The sequence below is a fragment of the Embleya sp. NPDC020630 genome (assembly GCF_044334985.1).
In the GTDB taxonomy this organism is placed as follows: domain Bacteria; phylum Actinomycetota; class Actinomycetes; order Streptomycetales; family Streptomycetaceae; genus Embleya.
Window position 1 is genome coordinate 566,183 of sequence record NZ_JBIRUB010000003.1, and the last position, 26,009, is coordinate 592,191.

General features: G+C 71.3%; 23 protein-coding genes and 2 tRNA genes. 4 read left to right on the plus strand and 21 right to left on the minus strand.

The features are described 5' to 3' along the window. Positions 1–1,402: 1,402 nt before the first annotated feature. The 5 genes from ACH4XV_RS13890 to ACH4XV_RS13910 form a co-directional block, all read right to left on the minus strand. Positions 1,403–2,248, minus strand: coding sequence for a DegV family protein (locus ACH4XV_RS13890; RefSeq protein ID WP_395789421.1), 846 nt, complete (start codon positions 2,246–2,248; stop codon positions 1,403–1,405). A gap of 198 nt (positions 2,249–2,446) precedes the next feature. Then, on the minus strand, positions 2,447–3,196 hold the full coding sequence (locus ACH4XV_RS13895) for a hypothetical protein (protein WP_395789423.1): 750 nt from the start codon (positions 3,194–3,196) through the stop codon (positions 2,447–2,449). A 281-nt stretch (positions 3,197–3,477) separates the two neighbouring features. Further along, complete coding sequence (gene leuS, locus ACH4XV_RS13900; protein ID WP_395789425.1) at positions 3,478–6,378, minus strand: leucine--tRNA ligase; 2,901 nt, start codon at positions 6,376–6,378, stop codon at positions 3,478–3,480. A 245-nt stretch (positions 6,379–6,623) separates the two neighbouring features. Then, positions 6,624–7,268, minus strand: coding sequence for a lysoplasmalogenase family protein (locus ACH4XV_RS13905; protein WP_380002992.1), 645 nt, complete (start codon positions 7,266–7,268; stop codon positions 6,624–6,626). Between the two features lie 134 nt (positions 7,269–7,402). Next, positions 7,403–8,389 carry a helix-turn-helix transcriptional regulator gene (locus ACH4XV_RS13910; protein WP_395789427.1) on the minus strand — a complete coding sequence of 329 codons (987 nt, stop codon included), beginning with the start codon at positions 8,387–8,389 and terminating at the stop codon, positions 7,403–7,405. Between the two features lie 62 nt (positions 8,390–8,451). Between ACH4XV_RS13910 and ACH4XV_RS13915 the strand changes: the two genes are divergently transcribed. Next, positions 8,452–9,618, plus strand: coding sequence for an epoxide hydrolase family protein (locus ACH4XV_RS13915; protein ID WP_395789429.1), 1,167 nt, complete (start codon positions 8,452–8,454; stop codon positions 9,616–9,618). 88 nt (positions 9,619–9,706) lie between these two features. Here the strand turns inward: ACH4XV_RS13915 and ACH4XV_RS13920 are convergent. From ACH4XV_RS13920 to ACH4XV_RS13930, 3 genes are all read right to left on the minus strand, one after another. Further along, positions 9,707–9,779: transfer RNA gene (locus ACH4XV_RS13920), tRNA-Ala, on the minus strand. Positions 9,780–9,790: 11 nt separating this feature from the next. Next, on the minus strand, positions 9,791–10,567 hold the full coding sequence (locus ACH4XV_RS13925) for a rhomboid-like protein (protein WP_395789431.1): 777 nt from the start codon (positions 10,565–10,567) through the stop codon (positions 9,791–9,793). Between the two features lie 52 nt (positions 10,568–10,619). Next, positions 10,620–11,576: a GlxA family transcriptional regulator gene (locus ACH4XV_RS13930; RefSeq protein WP_395789433.1), complete on the minus strand. Its 957-nt coding sequence runs from the start codon at positions 11,574–11,576 to the stop codon at positions 10,620–10,622. A 136-nt stretch (positions 11,577–11,712) separates the two neighbouring features. Here ACH4XV_RS13930 and ACH4XV_RS13935 point away from each other — a divergent pair, with 136 nt between their 5' ends. Both ACH4XV_RS13935 and ACH4XV_RS13940 read left to right on the plus strand, forming a co-directional pair. After that, positions 11,713–12,351 (plus strand): HD domain-containing protein, encoded by a 639-nt coding sequence (locus tag ACH4XV_RS13935; RefSeq protein WP_395789435.1) that lies wholly within the window; start codon positions 11,713–11,715, stop codon positions 12,349–12,351. Further along, on the plus strand, positions 12,339–12,800 hold the full coding sequence (locus tag ACH4XV_RS13940) for a nuclear transport factor 2 family protein (RefSeq protein WP_380002981.1): 462 nt from the start codon (positions 12,339–12,341) through the stop codon (positions 12,798–12,800). Before ACH4XV_RS13935 ends, ACH4XV_RS13940 begins: the two co-directional genes overlap by 13 nt. Before the next feature lie 76 nt (positions 12,801–12,876). Here the strand turns inward: ACH4XV_RS13940 and ACH4XV_RS13945 are convergent, their stop codons facing one another. The 6 genes from ACH4XV_RS13945 to ACH4XV_RS13970 form a co-directional block, all read right to left on the minus strand. Continuing rightward, the gene (locus ACH4XV_RS13945) at positions 12,877–13,854 is read right to left on the minus strand and encodes an SDR family NAD(P)-dependent oxidoreductase (protein ID WP_395789437.1); all 978 of its coding nucleotides are present in this window, start codon (positions 13,852–13,854) and stop codon (positions 12,877–12,879) included. A gap of 138 nt (positions 13,855–13,992) precedes the next feature. After that, positions 13,993–14,065 (minus strand) — tRNA-Ala (locus tag ACH4XV_RS13950). Positions 14,066–14,242: 177 nt separating this feature from the next. Then, positions 14,243–15,004 (minus strand): SDR family NAD(P)-dependent oxidoreductase, encoded by a 762-nt coding sequence (locus tag ACH4XV_RS13955; protein WP_380029190.1) that lies wholly within the window; start codon positions 15,002–15,004, stop codon positions 14,243–14,245. A gap of 99 nt (positions 15,005–15,103) precedes the next feature. Beyond that, positions 15,104–15,880, minus strand: coding sequence for a glucose 1-dehydrogenase (locus ACH4XV_RS13960; RefSeq protein ID WP_395789439.1), 777 nt, complete (start codon positions 15,878–15,880; stop codon positions 15,104–15,106). A gap of 111 nt (positions 15,881–15,991) precedes the next feature. After that, complete coding sequence (locus tag ACH4XV_RS13965) at positions 15,992–16,756, minus strand: SDR family NAD(P)-dependent oxidoreductase (protein WP_395789441.1); 765 nt, start codon at positions 16,754–16,756, stop codon at positions 15,992–15,994. Between the two features lie 134 nt (positions 16,757–16,890). Further along, the gene (locus ACH4XV_RS13970; RefSeq protein WP_395789443.1) at positions 16,891–18,030 is read right to left on the minus strand and encodes an LLM class flavin-dependent oxidoreductase; all 1,140 of its coding nucleotides are present in this window, start codon (positions 18,028–18,030) and stop codon (positions 16,891–16,893) included. Positions 18,031–18,148: 118 nt separating this feature from the next. On the opposite strand from ACH4XV_RS13970, the gene ACH4XV_RS13975 reads away from it, so the two are divergent. Next, on the plus strand, positions 18,149–18,730 hold the full coding sequence (locus tag ACH4XV_RS13975; RefSeq protein WP_380002971.1) for a PadR family transcriptional regulator: 582 nt from the start codon (positions 18,149–18,151) through the stop codon (positions 18,728–18,730). 120 nt (positions 18,731–18,850) lie between these two features. Here the strand turns inward: ACH4XV_RS13975 and ACH4XV_RS13980 are convergent, their stop codons facing one another. The 7 genes from ACH4XV_RS13980 to ACH4XV_RS14010 form a co-directional block, all read right to left on the minus strand. After that, positions 18,851–19,492: a histidine phosphatase family protein gene (locus tag ACH4XV_RS13980; protein WP_380003156.1), complete on the minus strand. Its 642-nt coding sequence runs from the start codon at positions 19,490–19,492 to the stop codon at positions 18,851–18,853. Beyond that, positions 19,489–19,911, minus strand: a complete 423-nt coding sequence (rsfS, locus tag ACH4XV_RS13985) for a ribosome silencing factor (RefSeq protein WP_126638526.1) — start codon at positions 19,909–19,911, stop codon at positions 19,489–19,491. The genes ACH4XV_RS13980 and rsfS overlap by 4 nt, the downstream gene beginning before the upstream one ends. A gap of 149 nt (positions 19,912–20,060) precedes the next feature. Further along, the gene (locus ACH4XV_RS13990; protein ID WP_395789445.1) at positions 20,061–22,238 is read right to left on the minus strand and encodes a LytR C-terminal domain-containing protein; all 2,178 of its coding nucleotides are present in this window, start codon (positions 22,236–22,238) and stop codon (positions 20,061–20,063) included. Then, positions 22,235–22,837 (minus strand): nicotinate-nucleotide adenylyltransferase, encoded by a 603-nt coding sequence (gene nadD, locus ACH4XV_RS13995; protein ID WP_380002968.1) that lies wholly within the window; start codon positions 22,835–22,837, stop codon positions 22,235–22,237. The genes ACH4XV_RS13990 and nadD overlap by 4 nt, the downstream gene beginning before the upstream one ends. 42 nt (positions 22,838–22,879) lie before the next feature. Further along, positions 22,880–23,713 carry a carbohydrate ABC transporter permease gene (locus tag ACH4XV_RS14000; RefSeq protein ID WP_395789447.1) on the minus strand — a complete coding sequence of 278 codons (834 nt, stop codon included), beginning with the start codon at positions 23,711–23,713 and terminating at the stop codon, positions 22,880–22,882. Continuing rightward, positions 23,710–24,642, minus strand: coding sequence for a carbohydrate ABC transporter permease (locus ACH4XV_RS14005; RefSeq protein ID WP_395789449.1), 933 nt, complete (start codon positions 24,640–24,642; stop codon positions 23,710–23,712). Before ACH4XV_RS14005 ends, ACH4XV_RS14000 begins: the two co-directional genes overlap by 4 nt. Continuing rightward, complete coding sequence (locus ACH4XV_RS14010) at positions 24,639–25,928, minus strand: extracellular solute-binding protein (RefSeq protein WP_395789451.1); 1,290 nt, start codon at positions 25,926–25,928, stop codon at positions 24,639–24,641. Before ACH4XV_RS14010 ends, ACH4XV_RS14005 begins: the two co-directional genes overlap by 4 nt. Positions 25,929–26,009 lie beyond the last annotated feature (81 nt).

Here is a 26,009-nt window from a genome sequence, read left to right on the forward strand (position 1 = left end):
CCCCCAGCAACGCCGCAACCCGCTCCGCCCCCGACCTCGGCAACCCCGAGGGAGCAGATGCAGAAGAACCAGCCGAATTCCCGGACATGCCCCGAAACTAGGCCGCCCCTATCCCCCGACCGGGCCGTCGCCCTGCACCTGTGCACAACAGCCCACCTGTGGAAACCGGATCCCCCCACTTGGGTACCGGGCGGGGGTTCTGGTGTTCGACGGGAGTCGGGGGCCTTCCGGGTGGGTTGGGCGTTTCCGGCGGGTGCTGCGCTTGTGGCTGCGGGTGGCCGGTGCGGGGTTGGTCGGAGTCGGTGATGGGCCGCCGCCGGCGTGCGGGGCTCCGAGACTCGAAGCTCCCGACGAGACGGGTGTGTTGCTCACCGAAAACCGGCCGGCAGCGGCGGGCAGGGAGGGCACGCGAGTCGAGTCCTCCGAGGAGCCCTCCCGGGTGGGTTGGGACGTTTCGGGGGCGTTTGGAGGGGAGTTGGGGTTGGAAACCGGATCGCGGTGGGTGGTTGTGGGCTTCGGGCTTCGGTGACCTGGGGTTTTGTGGGATCGGGGTGGAAAGTCGGGCGTCGAGTGCCGGTTTCGTGTGCTCCAGGCACCTGTAATGCCGCTGTGGAGACCGAAACTGGCCGGCGGGGGGTCGGCTTCGGGCGCTGCGACTTTGCAGAGGCCGTTGAGGTAACCGAAATTGCCCACTGGGGGTCGAAACCGGATCCCGAGGCGTTCGAAACGGCTTCCCTTCTCGCTGACCTGCGGTTTTCTCTCGCGCCGAGTCCACGGCACCTCACGCCGTCCGGTTTCGTGAACTCCCGCCCCCACACCTTGAAATACCCTGCCCAACCCACTCGGGAAGGCCCCCGGCAGGTTCGACCCGACCGCCCTACCTCCCCGCCGCTGCCAGCCGGTTTTCGCCGAGCAAGGCGCCCATCTCGTCGGGGGCCGGAGCCTTGGAGCCCCGCACGCCGGCGGCGGCCCACCACCGACTCAGACCGGCCCCGCACCAGCCCACGCCACCAAAAGCGCAACTCCCGCCAGAAACGCCCGACCCACTCGGGAAGGCTCCCGGGCCACTCGACCCGAGCGCCCTCCCGCTCCCCCGCCGCCGGCCGGTCTTCGCCGAGCAACGCGGCCGGCTCGCCGGGCACCCCGGGTCTCGGAGCCCCGCACGCCGGCGGCGGCCCACCACCGACTCAGACCAGCCCCACACCAGCCACCCGCAGCCACAGGCGCAACGCACGCCGGACGCACCTCAACCCGCCCGGAAGGGCTGGCCGGCGGGCTCAAGCCGAGCGCCCTCTCACCCCGCCGCCTCAGGCCGCCTTCCCGCCGTGCCACACCGCGCACCGCACCCCAATCACGAGCGGCCGGCACCCGACACCCCAGCCCACCCGCCCACCCACCCGCCTCACCGCGGCGACACCACCACCGCCAGCAGCCCCGGGCCCGCGTGGGCGCCGATTACCGCGCCCACCTCCGTTACGAAAAGTTCGTGCAGATTCGGCAGGCGCTCCTGGAGGCGTGAGGCCAGTGCCTCTGCTCGGTCCGGGCTGGCCAGGTGGTGTACCGCAACGTCTACCGGGCCTGCGCCCGCGTGTTCCACCGCCAACTCCTCCAGGCGGCTGATCGCGCGCGCCGAGGTGCGGACCTTTTCCAGTGGGCCGACCAGGCCGTCGCTCACGTGCAGCAGCGGCTTCACCGCCAGCGCCGTGCCCATGAAGGCCGCCGCCGCGCCGATCCGGCCGCCTCGGCGCAGGTATTCGAGGGTGTCGACGTAGAAGAGGGCCGAGGCCGCCTGGGCCCGCTTTTCCGCCGCGATCGCCGCCTCCTCCAGGGTGGCGCCGTCCCGGGCCGCCTCGGCCGCCGCCAGTACGGCGAAGCCCATCCCCATCCCGAGCGTGCGCGAGTCCACCACCCGCACCGGCACCTCGGCGTCCCGGGCGGCCAGCAGCGCCGCCTCGTACGTGCCGGAGAGTTCGCTGGAGAGGTGGATCGAGACGATGCCCGTCGCGCCCTTCTCGGCGAGTTCGCGGTAGGTCTCCGCGAACGTCTCGGGCGCCGGCCGCGAGGTGGTCACGATCCGGCGCTGGCGCAGGGCGTCGGTGAGCTGGGCCGGGGTGGCCTCGATGCCGTCGTCCAGTGGCCGCCCGCGCAGGACGACCTTGAGCGGGACCACCACGAGGCGGTGCCGCTCCACGAGCTCCTCGGGCAGGTAGGCCGTGGAGTCCGTGACCACGGCGAGATCGGTCGGCATCGTCGGCATGAGCGGGCAACCACCCGGATGTGAGACGACAGGGGGGCGGGGTCGGTGTCCCGGCTACCCGGGGTCGGGTTGCCGATTCGGGACACCACAATCAATTTTCGGTCACCATGCCACGCCCCGGCACGCGGGTGGCGCGCGCCACGGTGCGGCCGACGCGTCCCGTCGTGGGGGCTCGCCGTCGGCACGTGTTCAGGTCAGGCGCTTGCTTTCGGATCGATCGGAGCGACCGAGCCGACCGGAGCGATCCGGACGATGCGACGGGTCGGACGCGCCGGAGCCCCCCGACGGACCCCGCAACCCCGCCGGACCCAGCCCACCCGCTCCACCCGCCCCGCCCTCCTCCGCATACGCCCGCAAGGCCGCCGCCTCGCGCTCGACGTCGGTGCCGAGTCGGTCCAACTCGTCCTCGCCCAAATGGCGTTCGCGGTCCTGGACGGCCCACCGCAGGGACGCCGCGGCGTGCTCGATGCGGTCCGCGCGGTCCTTGAGACCGGGCAATTCGCGGTCGACCCTGGTCCGGTCCGGCTCGCGTTCGAGCAGCTTCAGGTCGGTGTCCAGCGCCTTGGCGAATTCGTCCAACCGGCGCAGCAGCGCGACCGCGTCGGACAGCTGGGCGTCGTGCGCGTAGCCCGCCTCCAGCACCCGCCGGGTCTGGTCGAGCGAACGACGCACCGAACCGCGCATCCGAGCCGCCTCGCCGGCGCCGCCGGTGAGCGTGTACGAACGGGCCTTCGACGCGGCGTCCTCGACCATGCCGCGCACGCGTGGGGCGTGCCGCTCGATCCGGCGCCGCACCGCGCGGCGCATCATGGTGATCAGGCCCACCACGACGCCCACGAGGACGAGACACGCGAGCACGCCGGCGCCCAGCACCACGCCCAGGGTCTCGGCACCGCCCGCCAAGGAGTGGGTGGGCGCGGGAACGTCGGCGAGGGCCACGAGGCGTCTCCTGCCTGGTCGGGGCCGGAAGGTACTCACTCACACTAACCCCGCCGCGAGCCTCCGCCACGCACGCGCCGGGAAAACCCCGCGTTCCGGGCGATCGTCACCGACCGGAAACACCCCCGCCACCGGCCGGAAATCACCACCCCTAAAGGCCACTCGCCGGCGCCGCTCACCCGGCCCGCGAGCCGGGCCGCCCGCCCCGCGACGAGCGACGCCCCCGTGCCGAGCAGCCGGGCCGGCCGCCACCAACGAGCGACCGACCCGCCACCAACCCCCTACGCCGGAACCACGTTCACCAGCTTCGGCGGCTTGACGATCACCATCCGCACACCCGCCCCGTCCAGCGCCGCCACGATCGCCGGATCGGCCAGCGCCAGCGCCTTCAGGTCGTCCTCGCCGATCGTCGGCGGCACCTCCAGCCGGGCCCGCACCTTGCCCTTGACCTGCACCACGCAGGTGACGGTGTCCTCGACCAGGTAGGCCGGATCCGCCTGCGGGAACGCCTCGTAGGTGACCGTGTCGCCGTGCCCCAGCCGCGACCACAGCTCCTCGGCCACGTGCGGCACCAGCGGCGCGACCATCAGGACCAGCTTCTCGGCGATCTCGCGCGGCACGGCCGGCAGCTTGACCAGCGCGTTGTTCAGCTCGATCGCCTTGGCGATGGCGGTGTTGAAGCGCAGCGCGTCCATGTCCCGCCGCATGCCGTCGATCGCCTTGTGGGTGGCGCGCAGCGTGGCCTCGTCGGCCGGCTCGTCGACCACGGTCGGCATGCCGGTGTGCTCGTCCACGATGTTGCGCCACAGCCGCTGCAGGAAGCGGTACGAACCGACCACCGCGCGCGTGTCCCACGGCCGGGAGATCTCCAGCGGGCCCATCGACATCTCGTACAGGCGCAGCGTGTCCGCGCCGTACTCCTCGGCCATCTGGTCGGGAGTCACCGAGTTCTTCAGCGACTTGCCCATCTTCCCGTACTCGCGGCTGACCGCCTGCTCACCCAGGAAGAAGCCGCCGTCACGCTCCTCGACCTCGCTCGCCTCGACGTAGACGCCGCGCTCGTCCTTGTACGCGAACGCCTGGATGTAGCCCTGGTTGAACAGCTTGTGGAACGGCTCGAACGAGGACACGTGGCCCAGGTCGAACAGCACCTTGTGCCAAAAGCGCGAGTACAGCAGGTGCAGCACCGCGTGCTCGACGCCGCCGACGTACAGGTCCACGCCGCCGGTGTGGCCCTCGTGCCGCGGCCCCATCCAATACTTCTCGACCTCGGGGTCGACCAGCACCTCGGAGTTGGTCGGGTCCAGGTAGCGCAGCTCGTACCAGCACGAACCGGCCCAGTTGGGCATGGTGTTGGTCTCGCGGCGGTAGCTCTTGGGCCCGTCGCCCAGGTCCAGGGTGACGTTCACCCAGTCGGCGTTGCGCGACAGCGGCGTCTCGGGCTTGGTGTTCGCGTCGTCCGGGTCGAAGGTGCGCGGGCGGTAGTCGTCGATCTCGGGCAGCTCGACCGGCAGCATCGAGTCGGGCAGCGCGTGCGCGACGCCGTCCTCGTCGAAGACGATCGGGAACGGCTCGCCCCAGTAGCGCTGCCGGGAGAACAGCCAGTCGCGCAGCTTGAAGTTGACCGTGCCCTCGCCGATGCCACGCTCGGTCAGCCACTCGGTGATCGCCTTCTTGGCGTCGGCCACGCCCAGCCCGTCCAGGCCGATGCCCTCGCCGGTGCTGTTCACCAGCGCCGCGTCGTAGGACACGAACGCGTCGGCCCAGTCGGTGGTGTCCTCGATCGAGCGGTCGTCGCTCGGCCGGACCACACACCGGATCGGCAGCTCGAAGGCGCGCGCGAACTCGAAGTCGCGGTGGTCGTGCGCCGGGACCGCCATGATCGCGCCGGTGCCGTAGCCCATCAGCACGTAGTCGGCGATGAAGATCGGCACCCGCTCGCCGTTGACCGGGTTGGTCGCGTAGGCGCCGGTGAAGACGCCGGTCTTGTCCTTGCCCTCGCTCTGCCGCTCGACGTCGCTCTTGGACTGGGCGAACCGGCGGTACGCGGCGATCGCCTCGGCCGGCGTGGCCGCGCCGCCCGTCCAGACCGCTGGAATACCTTCGGGCCACGCGTCGGCCACGATCGAGTCGACCAGGTCGTGCTCCGGCGCCAGCACCATGTACGTGGCGCCGAACAGCGTGTCGGGGCGGGTGGTGAAGACCTCGATGGGCGCGGCGTCGGTGGCGAACGAGACCCGGGCGCCCTCGGATCGACCGATCCAGTTGCGCTGCATGATCTTGATCGGCTCGGGCCAGTCCAGCTTGTCCAGGTCGGCCAGCAGCCGGTCGGAGTACGCGGTGATCCGCATCATCCACTGCCGCAGATTCGCCTTGAACACGGGGAAGTTGCCGCGCTCGCTGCGACCGTCGGCGGTGACCTCCTCGTTGGCCAGCACGGTGCCCAGGCCCGGGGCCCAGTTGACCGGGGCCTGCGAGACGTACGCCAGGCGGAACTCGTCCAGCACGGCGGCGCGCTCGGTGCCGCTCAGGTCGGCCCACGCACGCCCGTCCGGGGTGGGCCGCGCGCCCTTCTCGAACTGCTCGACCAGTTCGGCGATCGGCCGCGCCCGCCCGACGCCGCCGTCGGCGCCGGGCGCCTCGGGGTCGTACCAGGAGTTGAAGATCTGCAGGAAGATCCACTGCGTCCAGCGGTAGTACGCCGGGTCGGTGGTGGCCACCGACCGGCGCTGGTCGTGGCCCAGGCCCAGCCGGCGCAGCTGGCGGCGCATGTTGGCGATGTTCGCCTCGGTGGTCACGCGCGGGTGGGTGCCGGTCTGGACCGCGTACTGCTCGGCGGGCAGGCCGAAGGCGTCGTAGCCCAGTGTGTGCAGCACGTTGTGGCCGGTCATGCGCTTGAACCGGGCGTAGACGTCGGTCGCGATGAAGCCCAGCGGGTGTCCGACGTGCAGGCCCACACCCGAGGGGTACGGGAACATGTCCATCACCATCATCTTGGGCCGCCCGGCGACCTTCTCCGGCTCGGCCAGCGGGCCGGCCGGGTTGGGCGCCTCGAACGTGCCGTCGGCCTCCCAGCGGTCCTGCCACCGCGCCTCGATGTCGCCGGCCAGGACTGCGGTGTAGCGGTAGGGCTCGGTCGGGGCGTCGGTGTTGCCGGCAGGGCCCTGCGTCATCTCGGTCATCGTCCTCAACCATCGGGGTGTGGGCAGCCGTCGACTGCTTCTTCCGGTTACGGCCGCCTCCGCGAAGCGGCCGGTTCTGGAAACGAAAAGACCCCTCGCTCAGGAGGGGTCGCCGCGCCGAGTCGGGTGGGAGTGGTCTCCACCCGGCCTGCTCAGCGCGGCCCGGTAAGCAGCAGTACGGCACGCATGGCCCCAGGTTACCGCAGGACGCCGTCGGCCCGGGGTCGCACCCGGGCCCGCACCGCTCACAATCCCGGGGCGGGCCCGGTGGACAGCGACAACACCAGCAGGATCTGGGCGAGATGGTAGGCGCCGGCGATCAGCACCGGGGCGTAGGGCGTCGGGGCGCGGAACCGGTTCCAGGCGACGAGGGTGTCGGAGACGTAGAACAGGAACGCGCCGGCCACCGCGCTCGGCCGGCCGGTGGCCGCGGCGGCGACGACCATCACCGACACGACGCCGACGTAGACCGGCACCATGCCGGTGTAGGCGGGCGCGGTCTCGCGCGCGCCGGTGACCAGCCGGACCGCGTACGCCCCCGCCGCGAACAGCACGACCACGATGCCCGCGGCGGCCCACAACCAGGACCAGCCCATGCGCTGGAAGCCGCCGACGTAGACGCCGTGCGCGAGCAGCGAGGCGGTCACGGCCCCGGCGAACCAGCGGGGCGCGAGCACGTCCCGCGCCAGCGACAACGCGAGCGCGACGCTGAACAGCGCGCGCAGTGCCCCGTCGACGTCGTCGAACGACCAGACGACCACGATCAGGGCACAGATCACCGCGGGTTTCAGGAGGCGATCGAGCGGGAGTCGTTCCCGGGCGACGGCCACCCAGTCGGCGACCGCGAGCAGGCTCGCGAGCACCAGCACGAGTACGGCGGTGAGGGTCACGTCCGGCGACATTACTGGCCGGAAACCGGACCATTCGCCCACTCGTTCGACCCGTCACGCAACCGTGACGGGAAAAACCCCAATCGTGATCACCGGTGCCGGACGGGGGCGACAAACCGCCCGGGCCCGCCGCTTCACCGCGCTCGTGGCGATGCCGGCTCGGGAGGTGTCGAGCGGGCGTAGCGGGCGGTCAAGGCGCGCAGGTGGGCGACCAGTTCCGGGGGCTCGGTGACGTCGAAGTCGTGGCCGAGCAGGCCCAGGTGCACGGCCAGGGTGTCGAGCGAGTCGGCGCCGGTGTCCAGCACGCAGGTGTGCGCGTCGACCACCTCGACGGTGCCCACGGCCGGGTTGATCCGCTCCAGCACCTCCGCGGCGGGCGCGTGTACCAGCACCCGGGCGCGGTACCGCCAGGCGGCGGCCGAAACCTTGCCCGCGACGTACCGAGCCGCGTCGCCCTCCGGATCCTCGCGCGGCGCGAACCTCGGCCCGGTCGGGGTGCGCGGGGTGAGCCGGTCGACCCGGAAGGTACGCCAGGCGTCGCGGTCCACGTCCCAGGCGACCAGATACCAGCGGCGCCCCCAGTTGACCACCCGCTGCGGCTCGACCGTGCGCCGCGTCGCCGCGCCGGTGTGGTCGAGGTAGTCCAGGCGCAGCCGCTCGCGGTCCCGGCAGGCCGCGACCAGGGCGGTGAGCACCTCGGTGTCCACCCTCGTGTCCGGCCGATCCGCGGGCACCGACACCGCGTAGCGCTGCAACGCGCGCACCCGGCGGCGCAGGCGCGCGGGCAGCACCTGTTCGAGCTTGGCCAGGGCCTGTACCGAGGTCTCCTCCATGCCCGCCATCGCGCCCCGGGCGACGGTGGTCAGGCCGACGGTGACCGCCACCGCCTCGTCGTCGGTCAGCAGCAGCGGCGGCATCGCGGCGCCGGCGGCGAGCCGATAGCCGCCGGTGGAGCCGCGGGAGGCGTCGACCGGATAGCCGAGTTCGCGCAGCCGGTCGACGTCCTTGCGGATCGTGCGACCGGTCACGCCGAGTCGTTCGGCCAGTTCCGAGCCGGGCCACTCACGGGGTGTCTGGAGCAGGGACAGCAGGCGCAACAACCGCGCGGAGGTTTCCAACATTTTCTCAGCGTGCCGCCTCGATAGGAGCGTAGTGTTCCTAATTGGATCCTAGTCTTCTTCTCATGGAGAACAGCAGCAGCACCGCAGCCCAGACCGTCGCCGACACCACGATCCGCCCCTTCCGGATCGACATCCCGCAGGCCGATCTCGACGACCTGCGCGACCGGCTGGCCCGCACCCGCTGGGCCGCCGACGTGCCGGGTGTGCCCGCCTGGTCGCGCGGGGTGCCGACGGACTACCTCCGGGACCTGGCCGCCTACTGGGCGGACGGGTTCGACTGGCGCGAGGCCGAGGCGCGGCTCAACGCCTTCCCGCAGTTCGTCACCCGGATCGACGGCCAGGACGTGCACTTCGCGCACGTACGCTCCGAGCGGGCCGACGCGCCCGCGCTGTTGCTGATCCACGACTGGCCGGGCTCGTTCGTGCAGTTCGTCGACGTGATCGAGCCGCTGTCTCGCGACTTCCATGTCGTGGTCACCGACACCCCCGGAGTCGGCTTCTCCGGCCCGCTGTCCGGCCCCGGCTGGACCACCGGCCGGATCGCGGGCGCGTTCACCGAGTTGATGGCCCGCCTGGGCTATGCGCGCTACGGCGTACAGGGCAACGGCGGCGGTGCGTGGATCGCGGGCGAGATGGGCCGGATCGATCCCGAGCACGTCATCGGGATCCACGTCAACGGCCTGGTCACCTTCCCCTCCGAGGACCCGGCCGACTTCGCCGGGCTGACCGACGGCGAGCAGGCCAGACTTGCCCGTCTCCAGGAGTTCCGCGACGACAAGATGGGCTTCAACGCGATCCAGTCGACCCGGCCGCAGACGCTCGCCTTCGGGCTGCACGACTCGCCCGTGGGCCAGCTCGCGTGGATCGTGGAGAAGTTCAAGGAGTGGACGGACACCGCGAGCGCGCTGCCCGAGGACGCGGTGGACCGGGACACCCTGCTGACCAACATCAGCGTGTACTGGTTCACCGGCACCGCCGGATCCTCCGCCAACCTCTACTACGAGATGGCGCACGACCAGGGCGCGTGGGCGCCGAAGGAGCGCGGCACGGTGCCGACGGCGGTGGCGGTCGCACTGCCGTCGGACGTGGCGATCCGCCGGTTCGCCGAGCGCGACCACCACGTGGTGCGCTGGACCGAGTTCGAGCGCGGCGGCAACTTCCTGTCGCTGGAGCAGCCGGAGTTGCTGATCGGTGACGTCCGCGCATTCTTCGCGGGCCTGGTGCGATAGGCACCGACGAACGCGCGGGCGCGGGGCACGCGGGTCGGAGACGATCGAAGGCCGCCTCCCGAACCGGGAGGCGGCCTTCGACGCGATGTGGAGCTACGGAGAATTGAACTCCGGACCTCTTGCATGCCATGCAAGCGCTCTACCAACTGAGCTACAGCCCCGCGCGAATACGTTATGAGTCTACCCGCTCGGTCACCGTGCTCATGACCAAGGGTGGTTTGAGCGGCGGCGGGGTGCGCAGCGGCCCGGCCAGGCGCAGCACGATCGCGGCGGCGAGGCCGCTGATGGCCGCGTACAGGTGCCCGAAGTCCCAGATGCTGTGATTCACGATCACCGGCAGGACGACCCACACGAACATCACCGCGGCGCCGGCCAGGCGGACCCAGCCGGTCATGATCAGCACCGCCGCGACGCACGAGCCGACCTCGACGTAGCTGACTCCGACGTCGGTGGCGAACGCGATCTTCTCCGGCAGTCGCCCCGCCCTGATCGCGCCCTTCTCCACGGCGGCGGTGATCAGCGAGCCGAACACGTGCGCGCTCGCGCCGATCAGCAATATCCGAGGCGGCCCGTAGCGGCGCTCGGCCCAGGCCACCACGGTGCCGAACACGAGCACGTACGTGGCCAGGCCGGACCCGTGGTCGGCGACCCAGAACGCGCTGGTGAGCAGCGCTTCCACCGGATCGTCGCCGAGGCGGAACAGGTTGGTGCTGTTCAGCTTGGTGAGCAGGTCGATCAGCCGTGGCGGCGACGTGCGTTGCACCACGGTGGACGCGGTGAAGATGGCAATGTAGGTGAAGGTGACGGGTGCGGACAGGACCCACGCGTGCAGTCGCCGGGTCCACGGGCTCAGCCGGTTCACCCAACGCCGCGCCCACCACCACCGGTTGCCGAACCCGCGCAGCACGTACCACGCGACGACGAGGCCGAGCCCGATTCCGACGATCACGCCGGGCCGGTGCCCGAAGCCGATCGTGGCCAATCCCGACCCGCCCCGGCGCTCAGCCCGTCGTGCTGCGGAAGCGGGCCCGGTAGGCGGAGGGGGTGACGCCGAGGCGGCGCAGGAATGCCCGGCGCAGCGACTCGTCGCTGCCGAGACCGCTGCGCGCGGCGGCGGCCGTGACCGTGGCGCCGGCGGCGAGCAGCGCCTGGGCCGCCTCGATCCGCACGGCCTCGACGTACACCGCCGGCGTCGAGCCGACCCGCTCGTGGAAGAGCCGGGTCAGGTGGCGCGGACTGAACCCGCCGAGCCGGGCCAGCGCGGGCAGCGAGTGGTCGGCCGCCGGATCCGCCGCGACCGCGTCCAGCACCGGGCGCAGCGGGTCGTCGGCGCCGGGCGGGGTGCGCGAGGGCACCGAGAACTGCGACTGGCCGCCGGGTCGGCGCAGGAACACCACCAGGTCGCGGGCCACCTCGCGGGCCAGGTCGGCGCCCTCGTCGGCCTCGACCAGGGCGAGCGCGAGGTCGATGCCGGCGGTGACCCCGGCCGAGGTGTAGACCGAGCCGTCCCGGACGAAGATCGCGTCCGGCTCGACCGTGATCGCCGGGTGGTACCGGGCGAGCAGCGCGGCGTGCCGCCAGTGCGTCACGGCCCGTCGCCCGTCCAACAGGCCGGCCCGGGCCAGCACGAACGCCCCCGTACACACCGACGCGACCCGTTCGGAAACCTCGGCGAGCGCGGCCACCGCGTCGAGCAGCGCGAGCGGCGGCGCGTACTGCGGGAACTCGACCGATCCGGGCACCACGAGGGTGTGCGCGGCGTCGATCTCCGCCGCGGCGGCGGCCGGCATGAGCCGGGTGCCGGCCGAGGTGGTCACCGGCTCACCGGTCGGCGAGCACAGCGTCACGGTGTACGCCCCGCCCATGCGCTCGGCGGTGCCGAACACCTCCAGCGGTGCGGTCACGTCCATCAGTCGTACTCCGTCGTAGCCGAGCACGGCCACATGTCTGCGTCGCATGACCTCAGGCTAGCCGGAGAGCGTGTCCGAATCCGAGGGATCGGTGTCCGGATGGACATGGCCCCGAACGGGCACGGAGCGGGAGGCTCGATGCAGACAAAGACCCGCCACCGTCATCCAGGAAAGGATCGACGCCATGTCCGAACGCATCGCCGACGTCGACATCCCCGACAGCGCGCTCGCCAAGGAGGCGACCGAACTGGTCCGGGACACCGCCGGCCCCCTGCTCTACGACCACTCGCGCCGCGTGTACCTGTTCGGCGCGCTTCAGGGTCGCCGCCGGGGCCTGGTCTTCGACCCCGAACTGCTCTACGTTGCCGCGCTGTTCCACGACCTCGGACTGACCGCCGAGCACCGCGACTCGCAGCAGCGCTTCGAACTGGACGGCGCCGACGCGGCCCGCGACTTCGTACTGCGACACGGCCTCTCCGCCGAGCAGGCCCGCATCGTGTGGACCGCGATCGCCCTGCACACCACCCCCGAGATCCCCACCCGGATGGAGCCCGAGGTCGCCCTGGTGACCGCCGGCGTCGAACTCGACGTGCTCGGGATCGGCCTCGACGACCTCTCCGAGCAGGCGCGCGCGGCCGTGGTCGCCGCGCATCCCCGCCCGGATTTCAAGCGGCGGATCCTGCGCGCGTTCACCGAGGGCATCGAACACCGCCCGCAGACCACGTTCGGCAACGTCAAAGCGGATGTCCTGGACCGGTTCGTCCCCGGCTTCGAGCGCACGAACTTCGTCGACGTGATCGAGCAGTCGGGGTGGTCCGAGTGAGGCCGCCGCTGCCCCCCTTCACCGAGGCCGACGCCCGCGCCAAGGTGCAGGCCGCCGAGGACGCCTGGAACACCCGCGACCCCGAGCGCGTCGCGCTCGCCTACACCCCCGACTCGGTGTGGCGTAATCGCGACCGCTTCGTCACCGGCCGCCCGGCCATCGTCGCGTTCCTGACCGAGAAGTGGGCCCGCGAGCAGGACTACGCGCTGCGCAAGGAGTTGTGGTCCTACACGGCCGACCGCATCGCGGTCCGCTTCCAGTACGAGTGGCACGACGGCGCCGGCGCCTTCTGGCGCAGCTACGGCAACGAGTTGTGGGAGTTCGCCGACAACGGCCTGATGCGGCGGCGCGAGGCGAGCATCAACGACGTCGCGATCACCGAGGCCGACCGGCGCATCCACGGACCTCGGCCGGTCGAGGAGCACGGGGTCGGATTCCCGCTCGCGTAGGCGGTTCGAGGGGTGGGGCCCGGAGGCGTCGGCCGTCCTCGGGCCCGCCCCTCGGACCCGACCGGCCCGGGCACGCTCAGTCCCCGCGTCCCCCGCACTCCCCCGCCCACGGGTGGGTGAGTTCCTGGCACCGCCGCCAGAACCAGGCCCGGTCCGGCCGGCTCTCGCGTGTGGCCGCGCGGTAGTGGGTCGGGCGCGGGACGCGGTCCTGCCAGAACAGCCCGGTGGTGCGGCCGGGTTCGTCCGCCGCGCACAACCACACGGCGGTGTCCGCGCCCTCCTCGGGGCTGCGCAGGAGCGGTGCGGTGAGCCGGCGGAAGGTGGGCATCGACGCGCGCAGCCCCGGGGTGTCGGTCCAGCCCGGGTGGGTGGCGTGCACGACCGGGCCGCCCTCGCCCAGGTGTTCGGCCCACAGTTCGGCGAGCACGACCTGCATACGTTTGGTCCGGGCGTAGGCGACGGTCGGCCGGTACGGGCCGCGTTCGTACTCGATGTCGTCCACCGGCAGCCGCTGGGTGTACATCCCGCCCGAGCTCATCCACACCACCCGCGCGCAGGAGGCGGCGTCGGTGGCGAGGAGCCGGGTGAGCAGATGCGGTCCGAGCACGTGCACCGCCAGGCACACCTCGTGCCCCTCGGCGGTCACCGCACGCTCCCGGGGCAATACACCGGCGTTGTGCACGAGCGCGTGCAGCGGACCCTGTTCGGCCCGCAGCTCCTTCGCGAGGCGGGCCACGTCCGGCAGGTTGCCCACGTCGCAGCGGCGCACGGCGAGGTCGGCCCCGGGCACCAGTTCGGCGACCCGCCGGCCGGCCGCCTCGGCCCGCGCCTCGTCCCGCCCGACCAGCACCACGGTCGCGCCGAGCCGGGCCAGGCCGGCCACCGCCGCCTCGCCGATCCCGGACGAGGCCCCGGTCACCACCACGGTCCGCCCCTTGAGCGCGTGCTCGGGGTCGGCCGCGAATCCCGACCGCCGCACCCGGTACCCGATCCGGCTGTATCCGGGCACGATCGCCCGGTCCATCGCCCGCTCCCAGAACCGACTCTCCGTCATCGCATGCTCACCTTCGTCGAGATCCCGAAGGGAGAATGCCCGGAACAGGGCTTTCACACTTTTTCCACCGACGCCGCATCGAGGACGCGAAAAAGACCGCCTCCCGAACGAATCCGGAAGGCGGTCTCACCATCTCTGTGGAGCTACGGAGAATTGAACTCCGGACCTCTTGCATGCCATGCAAGCGCTCTACCAACTGAGCTACAGCCCCGCTATTCACTTGGGCCGGATGGGCTTGCCCGCCCGACCACGGATACTTTACACGCTCCCCCGCACCGCTTCCAAACGCCTTTCCCGGCACCGATCGCGGGTGACCGGGGATGCGCGGAGCGCGCTCGTCGAGCCGCCCCACCCACCCCCGGTCCCGGCCGATACCGGCCGCAGACGCCTAGAAGCTGCCGACCGGCCTGACCATCCCGGCCATGGCGCCGCCGTCGACGACCAATTCGGTGCCGGTCAGGTAGGACGCCGCATCGGAGGCGACGAAGGCCACCACCTCGGCGACCTCCTCCGGGGCGGCGATCCGGCGCAGCGGCACGGACGGGTACTTCCCCGCGCCCTGCTCCAGCCCGACCGCGGCGATCATCGGGGTGTCGATGGTGCCCGGGTGTACCGAATTGACCCGGATGCCGTGCTCGCCGACCTCCAGGGCGACGGTCTTGGAGAGTCCGCGTACCGCCCACTTGGTCGCGCCGTAGGCCGCGTGTCCCGGCATGCCCTCCAGGCCGGCCTGGGACGAGATGTTGACGATCGAGCCGCCGCCGCGCGCCTTCATCGCGGGCAGCACGGCCTGCATGCCGTGCCAGACGCCGAAGAAGTTGACCCGCATGATCCGCTCCACGCGCTCCGCCGTCTCGTCGGCGAAGCCCCTGGTCCAGTAGATCGCGGCGTTGTTGACCAGGATGTCGAGGCCCCCGAACGCCTCGACCGCGACGTCCACCACCGCGGCCCAGTCCGCCGGGTCGGATACGTCGTGCCGGACGAAGCGCGCGGCGGCGCCCAGTTCGGCGGCCACCCGCTCACCCTCCTCGGTCAACAGGTCGGTGAGCACCACCCGCGCCCCGGAGGCCACGAACAACCGCGCCTCGGCCGCCCCTTGCCCACGGGCGGCCCCGGTGACGATCGCCACCTTGCCGGTCAGATCAGCCATGCCCACGCACCCCATCCACGTCGCCCACACCGTCCACGGAAACCACGCCATCCACCGGACCCGCCCGGCCCGTCACCGGACGCGGCGCGATCACCCGCCTCACTGGCCCATCACGTACTTGACCGTCGGCCCGGTGGTCCACCCGCCGTCCACCGCCAACTCCGCACCCGTCACATACGACGCCGCGTCGGAGAGCAGGAACGCGACGGCCGCGCCGATCTCGCTCGGCTCGCCGACCCGACTCATGGGGGTATTCGGGTAGTTGCCCTCGCCCTCCCGGATGCCCACCGAGGACGTCATCGGGGTGTAGATCATGCCGGGGTGCACCGAGTTGACCCGGATCCGCGCCGGGCCCAACTCCACTGCGGCGACCTTGCTCATGCCGCGCACGGCCCACTTGGACGCGCCGTAGGAGCCGGTCATCGCGAGCCCCATCAGGCCCGCCGCGGAGGAGATGTTGACGATCGACCCGCCGCCGTTCGCCTTCAGGTGCGGGATCACCGCCTGCATGCCCAGCCAGACGCCGGTCAGATTGACCTTGATCACGAACTCGAAGTGTTCGAGCGTCTCGGTGTCGAACATCGCGCCGGTGGACACGCCGGCGTTGTTGACCAGCCCGTCCACCCGGCCGAACTCGGCCACGGTGAAGTCGACGACGGCCTTCCACTGCTCCTCGCTCGTCACGTCGTGCCGGTGGAAGCGGGCATGCGCGCCGAGTGCGGCGGCCGTCTCGGCCCCTTCGTCGAGCAGATCGGTGAGCACCACCCGGCCGCCGCCGTCGACGATCTGCTTCGCCGCCGCGGCGCCGAGGCCGCGGGCTCCGCCGGTGACGATGACGACCCTGTCGGTGAGATTGGGGCCCTGGAGTTCAGCCATGATGCGTTCCTTCGATCCGTGCCTGCCGACTTCTCGGCTCGCATTTGCATAGTACAACTAAGCAAATCGAAATCCGACCGAACGGTTGCCGGCCGGCCCCCGCTGCCGCCGCTACCCCTGCACCGGCGGCACGATGCCCGCCATCGAACCGCCGTCGATCACGAACTCGGTGCCGGTGATCCACGAGGACGCGTCGGAGGCCAGGAACACCACCAGTTCGCCGATGTCCTCCGGCTCGCCCACCCGACGCAGCGGCACGGTGGGGAAATTGCCCGGCCCGCGCGTGAAACGGTTGCCGATCATCGGCGTATCCACGGCGCCCGGGTGCACGGAGTTGACCCGGATCCCGTACTCGCCCAGCTCCAGGGCGGCGGTCTTGGTCAGGCCGCGGACGGCCCACTTGGAGGAGCCGTAGGCCGCGTGTCCCGGGATGCCCTGGAGGCCGGCGAGCGAGGAGATGTTCACGATCGACCCGCCGCCGTTCGCCCGCATCAGCGGCGCCACCGCCCGGATCCCGTGGAAGGTGCCGAACAGGTTGACCTTCAGGATCCGATCCAGGCCCTCCGGCGTCTCCTCCAGGATCGGCTTGGTCCACATGATCCCGGCGTTGTTGACCAGCACGTCAACCCCGCCGAACTCCCGCACGGCCAGCTCCACGACCGCCGCCCAGTCCGCCGCGTTCGACACGTCGTGCCGCACGAATCGGGCCTCGGGGCCGATCTCCTCGGCGACCCGGGCGCCCTCGTCCTCCAGCAGATCGGTCAGCACGACGCGGGCCCCGCACCGGGCGAACAACCGCGCCTCGGCCTCACCCTGACCCCGCGCCGCACCGGTGACGATCGCCACCTTGCCGGTCAGATCGATCGAATCGCTCATGGTGGATACCTCCCAGTCGTGGGGCCCTCGGCCCGGGGTCGGCCGGATCCGGTCCTCCGCACCGGATCCGGCCGGTCGGTCTCGTTCGGAACACCGGCGCCCACGCGCCGCGTTCCGAACGAAGTCTCGATCGCTCAGGCCCCGTACTTCGCACGGAAGTGCGGGATGACCTGCTCCCCCCAGATCCGGATCGTCTCCATGCAGTCCGCCTGCGGAACCGTGCCCATCTGGATCAGGCACATGATCTCGTCGGCCCCCGCGTCGATCAGCTTCTGGACGTAGCCGATCGCGTCCTCCGCCGTGCCGTACGCGTGGTTCACGTTGTAGGTGGCGGTGGCGTTCACCGTGACCGGGATCTTCGCCTCGTGCAGCATCGCGACCTGCTGTTCGGCGGCCTCGTGGATGACCGCCACCTCGTCCCGGCCCTCGACCACGGCCTCGTCGGGGATGCCGGACCTGCCGCCGGAGAACCAGTGCGCGATCGACTGGGCGAAGAAGCGCTGACCGCGCGCGCCCACCTGGCGGGCCCGGGCGCCGTCCTCGGAGACGATCGTCGGGCACAGCGCGACGAGGTGGTCGTTGGTCACCGAGGACACGAACCGCTCGCCGGTGCGCTCCTTGATCGCGTCCCGGTAGATCTGGTTGAGGTTGGCCACCTCCTCCGGACCGGCGAAGCCGAGCACCAGCGCGCCGACGCCGTACTCCGCCGCCTCGACCAGGCTCGGCTGCTTGCTGCAGGCCAGGAACAGCGGTGGGTGCGGGGTCTGCACCGGGCGCGGCAGGATCGGGTGCGAGCCCTCGATGTCCAGCACGTCGCCGTGCCACACCAGCTCGTCCCGCTGCCACGCGGCGCCGATGATCCGCAGCGCCTCCTCGACCTGGGCCTTGGTCTGCTCGATGTCCACGCCACACAGCGAGGACTCCTGGAGCGTGCCCCCACGGGCCGCGCCGACGTCGAGCCGGCCGCCGGAGAGCGTGTCCAGCATGCCGATGCGCTCGGCGACCCGGGCCGGGTGGTTGAAGTTGAACGGCATGCAGACCGCGCCGTGGGCGATCCGGATCCGGCTGGTGCGCGCGGCCACCCAGGTCAGGAAGATCTCCGGGGCGCTCATGTGCGAGTACCACTTCGTCGAGTGGTGCTCCACGGCCCAGATGCGGTCGAAGCCCATGCGCTCGGCGTATACGGCCTGCTCCACGGAGTCGAGGATGACCTCACGCTCGTGTTCCGCCGTGGGGTTGGCCATCTGGGCTTCGAAGATCATCGAGAACTGCATGCCGTACTCCTGGTGCGCGAGGCGTGGAATACTTCAATTAGATGTATGACGACCAGTCAGGTCAATAGCCAACTGACGTAGAATCAGAAAAAGTCGCCGCGTACCGATGGAGGCCACGATGACGGGGGATCCGCTCCCGAAGCTGCCCGCAACCGCGTGGGCCGTGCTCGGCCTCTTGTCGTTCCCGGGCGAGCGCTCCGGCTACGACCTCAAGAAGTGGGCCGACGCGTCCCTGCGCTTCTTCTACTGGAGTCCGGCGCTCAGCCAGATCTACAGCGAGCTCAAGCGCCTGGAGCAGCTCGGCTTCGCCGTCTCGCGGATCGCCTCGCAGGACGAGCTGCGCAACAAGCGGCTGTACCGCATCACCGATTCCGGTCAGGAGGCGCTGGCCACGTGGGCGCGCGAGACCCCGGCGGGACCGCCCGTGCTCAAGCACGGGGTCGCGCTGCGGGTCTGGCTCGGTCACCTCAGCGAGCCGGAGGAACTGCGCAAGACCCTGGTCGAGCACCGCGACTACGCGGCGAGCACGCTGGTCGAGGTGCGCGCGAGCGAGGACACCGCGCAGGACCGCTGGCCGTTCCCGGCCCTGGTGCTCAAGTGGAGCGAGCGCTACTGGCAGGCCGAGCGCGATCTCGCCGACGGCATGCTCGCCGACCTGGAGGACCTGTACCGCAAACAGGGGGGCGAGGCCGCCGGGTGAGGAACTAGGCGAGGCGACGGGGGGACAAAGCGGGAGATGAAGCGGGGATGAAGCGAAAACGGTCTCGGAGCCGGGTGCGAACCCGGCTCCGAGACCGTCACATGTCTCGTGTCGCGACCGTCAGACGTCGTCCCCGATGACCGGTTCCGGCAGCGTCCCCGCGTTGTGCTCCAGCAGGCGCCATCCCCGGGCTCCCGGGCCGAGCACCGACCAGCAGCAGTTGGACAGCGCGCCCAGCGCACCCCAGGTCTCCCGGGGCAGGCCCAGCAGCGCGCCGAGTCCGCAGCGGATCGCGCCGCCGTGCGAGACGACCACGAGCGTGCCGTCCTCGGGCAGCTTCTCGACCGCGAGGCCGATCGCCTCGGCCATGCGCTCGGCGACCTCGCTCTCCAGCTCGCCGCCGCCGCGCCGGACCGGTTCGCCGCGTCGCCAGGCGGCGAACTGCTCGGGGAAGGTCGCCTCGATCTCGCGATTCGTCAGCCCCTGCCACTCGCCCGCGTAGGTCTCACGCAGTGCGGGGTCCAGGGTGACCGGCACGTCGACCAGCCGGGCCAGCTCCGCCGCGGTGTCCACGGTGCGGGTCAGGTCGGAGGACACGATCGCGTCCGGGCGCAGCGCCGCCAGCAGTCGGGCCGAGCGCCGGGCCTGGGCCAGGCCCTCGTCGGTCAGCGGGATGTCGGTCTGGCCCTGGAAACGCCGCTCGACGTTCCACGTGGTCTGGCCGTGCCGCCACAGCAGGACCCGGCGGCCGGTGCCGCTCAGAGCGCGCCCTCCGCCGCCCCCGCCGCCTCGGCGGCCCTGGCCTGCTCGTTGCCGCGCAGCACCGCTTCCGGCAGCTCGATCCGCGGGCAGTCCTTCCACAACTTCTCGAGCGAGTAGTAGGCCCGCTCCTCGGCGTGCTGGACGTGCACCACGATGTCGATGTAGTCGAGGAGGATCCAGCGCCCTTCGCGCTCGCCCTCACGGCGGACCGGCTTGGCGCCGAGCCCGCGCAACGCTTCCTCGACCTCGTCCATGATCGCCTTGACCTGGCGGTCGTTGGACGCGGAGGCGAGCACGAACACGTCGGTGATCGTGACCACCTCGCTCACGTCATAGGCGACGACGTCGGTGGCGAGCTTCTCTGCACATGCCACGGCAGCCGCGGTGGCGAGCTCCAGGGCGTGGGGGGTTGCGGTCACGATTCGCTTCCTGCGGACGACAAGGGGATTACCGTTCAGGGTCTCACACGCGGGGCGTGCGACGGCGACTCGTTATTTCCCCGCCGGCCCGGCCGGAGCCGACCGGCCCGCCGGTCCACACGGGACCGGCGGGCCGGGGAACGCCGCCGCTACGACTTGGGCGCTTCGAACGTGTAGTCCTGGCCGAGCGTGACCACCACGTCCGCCAGCATCTCCCCCGTCGCCTTCTTCACCGAGGTCGGCGGCAGGTGCAGGGTCAGCGCGGCCTGTTCCGCGTCGACCTTGCGGGCGTCGTTGGAGTACTGCACGACCGACGTCGGCTGTGCGCGCTTGCCCGACGCGCCGCCGGGGACGTACGTGACACCCGCGTTCAGCAGCTTGGCGTGCGCGTCCTCCTGGGCGCCGTTCTTGCCGCTCGCGTCCTCGACCATCACGCGCGCCGGACCCGCCTCGACCCGGCCCTGGCGTACGGTGCCGCCCAGCAGCTCGCGCACGATCGGGACGGCGGCGTTGATGTCCAGGATTCCCTCCGGCGACACCGGCAGCGCCCGGACCTGCAACAGCTTCGCCTGGGTCGCCTTGGCCAGGTTCGCCAGGAGGGTGCTGAGCTTGTCGTCCGGCAGCGAGGGGTCCGGCAGGTTCGCCATGTTGGCGAGCAGCGTCAGGACCGCGTCGGGCTGGGTCGGGAACGCGGCCAGCAGGCCTTGGAGGACCCGGCCGAACCGGTCGCCGGTCACCGTCGGCGACTCGCCCGGCTGCTTGTACGTGGCGAAGGCCAGCGCCGCGACCCCGTTCGCCGGGTTGCGGCCCTGTCCGACCAGGACCTTGCCGTCCTGGCCCTTGACCTCGACGTCGGCGTTGAGCTGGATGCCGCCCGCGAGGTCGACCAGGCCCTGCAGGACCGGTTCGGAGACCACCCAGGAGCCGTCCAGCTTGACCCCGAGCAGGTCGGACAGCGCGTCCCGGGACGCGCCGGGGCCCTCGTCGGCCATCAGCTGGCCGAGCGGGAAGGAGCTGTTGTCGGAGTTGACGATGGTGACCGAGGACACGCTGACCATGGACGCGGTGTTCTTCGCCGGGTCGACGGTGAGCAGCGCGTTGGCCGAGGCACGGCCGTCCTTGCCGCGCAGTTGCACCAGCACGCCGCCGTTCTTGCCCGGCGCGGCGACCTTCTTGTCGTCCCGCAGCCAGGTGTCCCAGGCGAACCAGCCGCCGACACCGAGCAGCGCCACCGCGATCACCACGACGAGGGCGATCAGCCGGGTCCGGATCGCCCGGCGCTTCTCGTCCCGGCGCTCGGAGCGCGTCTCGGCGAAGGAGAGCCAGTCGATGACGTCCTCGGCCTGCTCGCTCTCGTCGTCGACGAAGGCGAACTCGTCCGAGCCGTAGCCGGGTCGCCCCGGCCGCCCCGGACCCGGGCGACGGGTCCTCGGCGGCGGCACCCGGCCGTCTCCGGTCGAGCCGGCCTCGGCCCTGGTGGTGGACGAGCGGGCGGCGGGCGGGGCCGAGTCGCCCTTGGCCCCCGTGGACCGCGAGCGCGACGGCCGCACCGGTGTCGATCCGGCCGCGACCCCGATCGAGGTCGGGTCCGTACCGGCCACCGGCACCGACGCGGCCGACCCGGGCAGGCTCGCGGGCACCACGGGCACCACGGGCACCACGGGCGGCGCGGGCGGCGCGGGCGGCGCGGGGGGCTGCTCGTAGTACGCGGTGGGCTGCTGCGGTTCGGGGCCGCCCTGCTGCCCGTCCGGGTATCCGCCCGGGTTGCCCTGCTGCGGATACGCCTGGCCCGAAGGGGCCGCCGGATCATAGGCGTCGGGGTTGTACGCGTTCGGGTCGTAACCGGCGTTCGGGTCGTACGCGTTGGTGTCGTAGCCGCCGGAGGGGTAGCCGGTGGAGTCGTAGGTGCCGGGGGCGTACGCACCGGGCGCGTAGGCGCCGGCGTTCGGGTCGTAGCCCGTGCCGTAGCCGCCGCTCTGGTCGTACGTCCCCGCGCCCTGGCCGTACCCGTTCGGGTCCTGACCGGGGTTCGCCGCCGGGTAGGCCCCGGACCCGTACGCGTTCGGGTCGTAACCACCCGCGCCGTAACCGGTGTTCGGGTCATAGGCCGCGTTCGGGTCGTAACCGGCGTTCGGGTCGTACGAGTATTGCTGCGGCGCGAAGTTCACCGGTTCGAGGCCCTCCGGGCCCGATCCGGCCGGCGGTTGTGCGGGGTATCCCGGGTGTCCGCCGTCGCCCCGCCCCGGGCCGTACGGTTCCCGCGCCTGCCCGCCGTCCCCTCGCTCGGTGCCGTAAGGCTCCCAATCGCGCCGGTCGTCGTTGCTCACGAAGCTCCCCGGTACAGCCCCCGCTTGCTGATGTATTGAACGACCCCGTCCGGTACCAGGTACCAGACCGGATCGCCCCCGGCCACCCTTGTACGGATGTCGGTCGACGAGATGGCCAGTGCGGGGACCTCCACCAGGCTCACGCCGCCGTCCGGGAAACCCGGGTCGGACAGAGTGTGCCCCGGACGGGTGCAACCCACGAAATGCGCGAGCTCGAACATCTCGTGCGCGTTGTGCCAGGAGAAGATCTGGGACAGCGCGTCGGCGCCGGTGATGAAGAATATTTCGGTGCCCTCGGGCGAGGACTCGCGCAGGTCGCGCAGGGTGTCGAGGGTGTACGTCTCGCCCGCGCGGTCGATGTCCACCCGGCTCACCGAGAACCTCGGGTTGGACGCGGTGGCGATCACCGTCATCAGGTACCGGTCCTCGGGCGAGGACACGTCCTGCGCGGACTTCTGCCACGGTCGACCGGTCGGCACGAACACGACCTCGTCGAGCCCGAACTGGCCCGCCACCTCGCTCGCGGCGACGAGGTGCCCGTGGTGGATGGGATCGAAGGTGCCGCCCATGACACCGACACGTCTGTTCCGCTCGCTCATGGCGCGAGAATCTATCGTTCCGCGCTCCCCGAGCGCGCGCCCCTACTCCTTGACCGCCCCCGAGGTGATCCCCGCGACGATCCGCTTCTGGAAGACGAGCACCAGGACGATCACCGGAATGCTCACCACGACGGAGGCTGCCGCGATCGCGGCGGTGGGCTGCTGGAACTGCGAGGCACCGGTGAAGAAGGCCAGCGCGGCGGGCACGGTACGGGATTTGTTGGTCGAGGTCAGCGACACCGAGAAGACGAAGTCGTTCCAGGCGAAGAAGAACACCAGGATCGCGGTGGTCACCACGGCCGGCACCGCCATCGGCGCGATCACGTAGCGAAACGCCTGCCACGCGGAGGCGCCGTCGATCCGCGCGGCGTCCTCCAGGGCCCACGGGATCTGCTTGAAGAACGAGGTCAGCGTCCAGATCGACAGCGGCATGGTGAACGACAGGTAGGGCAGGATCAGCCCGATCCAGGTGTCGAACAGGCCGATCGAGCGCCACATGTCGAACAGCGGGCCGACCACCGCGATGGTCGGGAACATCGCGATCGCCAGCGCGCCGAGCAGGATCAGCCGCTTGCCGGGGAACTCCATCCGCACGATCGCGTACGCGGTGCCGGTGGCGCAGGCGACCGCGATCGTGGTGGCGATCAGCGAGATGCCGATCGAGTTGCGCAGCGCGTCGGTGAAGAGGTTGTTGCGAAAGACCGTGCGGTAGTTGTCCAGGCTCCAGGTCTTGGGCAGGAACTGCGCGTTGTTGATGTCGTCGCCGCCCTTGAAGGACAGCGAGAGCATCCAGGCCAGCGGGAGCATGGTGATCCCGATCACCACGACGCTGACCAGGGTGCGTACACCCTCGCGGGCCGGGCTTGGCTGACTCACGCGGGGCTCCCGAGCTTGCTCACGTCGGTACGGAAGAGCTTGATGAACAGGAACGCGATCAGCAGCACACAGGCGAACAGCAGTACCGAGATCGCCGAACCCAGACCCAGGGCCGTGCGGCTGACCAGTTGGCGGTAGGCCAGGAAGGACACCGTCTCGGTGTCGTTGGCGCCGCCGGTCATCACGAAGACCGAGTCGAAGATGCGGAACGCGTCCATGGTCCGGAACAGCAGCGCGACCAGGATCGCCTGCTTCATGATCGGCAGGGTGACCCGGGTGAGCCGCTGCCACGGCCCCGCGCCGTCCACGCGCGCGGCCTCGTGCACGTCCGGGGAGACCTGGATCAGCCCACCGAGCAGCAGCAGCGACATGAACGGCGTGGTCTTCCAGATCTCCGAGAGGGCGATCACGAACAGCGCGGTCCAGCGGTGGTCGAACCAGGCGACGTCGGTGCCCAGCCAGTCGTTGACGAACCCGGTGGACGGGTCGAACGCGTAGCGCCAGGCGTAGGCGGAGACGACCGTGACGATGCCGTACGGGATCAGCACGATGGTGCGCAGCGTGCGGCGCAGGTACAGCGCGCGCTGCATCAGTTGGGCGAGCCCGAAGCCGATCACGAACTCGACCGAGACGGTGAGCACGGTCAGCGCGAGGGTGGTCCACACGTCGGTCCACCACAGCGGGTCCTTGAGCACCACCCAGTAGTTCGACAGACCCGCGAACGAGTTGGCGTCGGGCGTGGTCAGCCGCTTGTGGAAGAGCGAGAGCCACACGGCGTCGACCAGCGGCGCGATCGCGACCGCGAGCATGATCAGCACGGCGGGCGCGGACAGCAGCCATCCGGTGCGGCGCATGCGCTGCGCGTGGTCGAGCTGCTTCCGGGGCTTCCTGTGCCGAGGCGCGGTGCGGGTCGCGGATGCCGTGCTCACAGCAGCACCTTGTCGTGCAGGACCCCGGTGATGAGGTCGTCGGTGGCGCGGGGGGCGGAGTTCGGGTCGACGTCGGCGGGCGGGTGGTACTCGCGCTGCACCGACGCGGAGACGTCGTTGTAGTAGGGCGTTCGCGGACGCGGGCCGGCCTGGTCGAGGGACTCCTTGATCAGATCCGCCATCGGCAACGCCGCGCGTACGCCCGGATCGTCGTAGGCGGCGGCCTTGGCCGTGGTCTCCTTCGACTCCAGCATGTAGGTGATCTGGTTCTCCAGGGTGCCCGCGCAGCGCACCGCGCTCACCGCCTCGGCAGCGTGTTTGCCGTAGCGGCTGACGCCCAGTGAGATCCCGCCGAACGGCGGCTTGGACGGCTTGTCCGGGTCGGTCTGCGGGTAGCGCGCCCAGCCGTAGTCGTCCAGCACCTCGCGCGAGAGTTGGCCGCCGGCGACCGCCTCGGCCGCGGCGCCGCGGGCGTACGTCCAGTTGATCATGAAGCCGCCGGAGCCGGACTGGAACACGGTCCGGGTGTCGTCCTCGATCGAGGTGGCCAGGTTGGCCGGCGCGGCGGAGGAGCGGCCGAGGCGGCGCATCACCTCGGCGGCCCGCTTGCCCGCGCCGCCCTCGCGCAGTGTGGGCTTCAGGTCGACGCCCTTCTCCACGTCCCGCACGATCGCCCCGCCGGCGCCGGTGACCAGGCCGTTGACCCACACGGTCAGGCCCTCGTAGCGCTTGGCGGGCACCGCGACGGTCTTGTGCGTCTTCTCCGCGGCGGTGATCAGGTCGTCCCAGCCGATCGGCCGGGTGAGGTCGAGTCCGGCCTCGGCGGCCACCGACTTGCGATACCAGAGGAGTTGGGTGTTGGCCCGGAACGGCGCGGCGACCAGTCGGCCCCGCCACCCCGCGGACTCCACCGCGCTGCTCAGCATGCCGTCGGTCAGCGTCGCGGCCTCGGCCGCCGTGAACGGGCGCAGGAAGCGCGCCTCGGCGAACTCCGGTACGAAGACGGGGTCGAGCGCCATCACGTCGATCGAGGAGTCCTTGGCGGCGAGCCGGCGCACCAGTTGCTCACGCTGTCCGGACGCGTCGGTGGGCAACACCGAGACCTTGACCCGATAGGCGCCGCCGGACGCCCGGCTGCACCGGTCGGCGAGCTTTTGATAGGCCCCGTTGTCCGGCGGCACGTACCAGTTCAGCTCGGGCGGCCCCGAACCGCCGCCCCCGCACCCGACGACGACGGAGGCGACCAACGCGAGCGCGACGGCCAGGAGCCCGTGACGACGAGGCATGTGGTTCACCTGATCAGCAGATCAAGGAACCGACGCTCACCCCGACAACTCCCTCGAATGGTGGCGTGTCGGGGGGCGTGG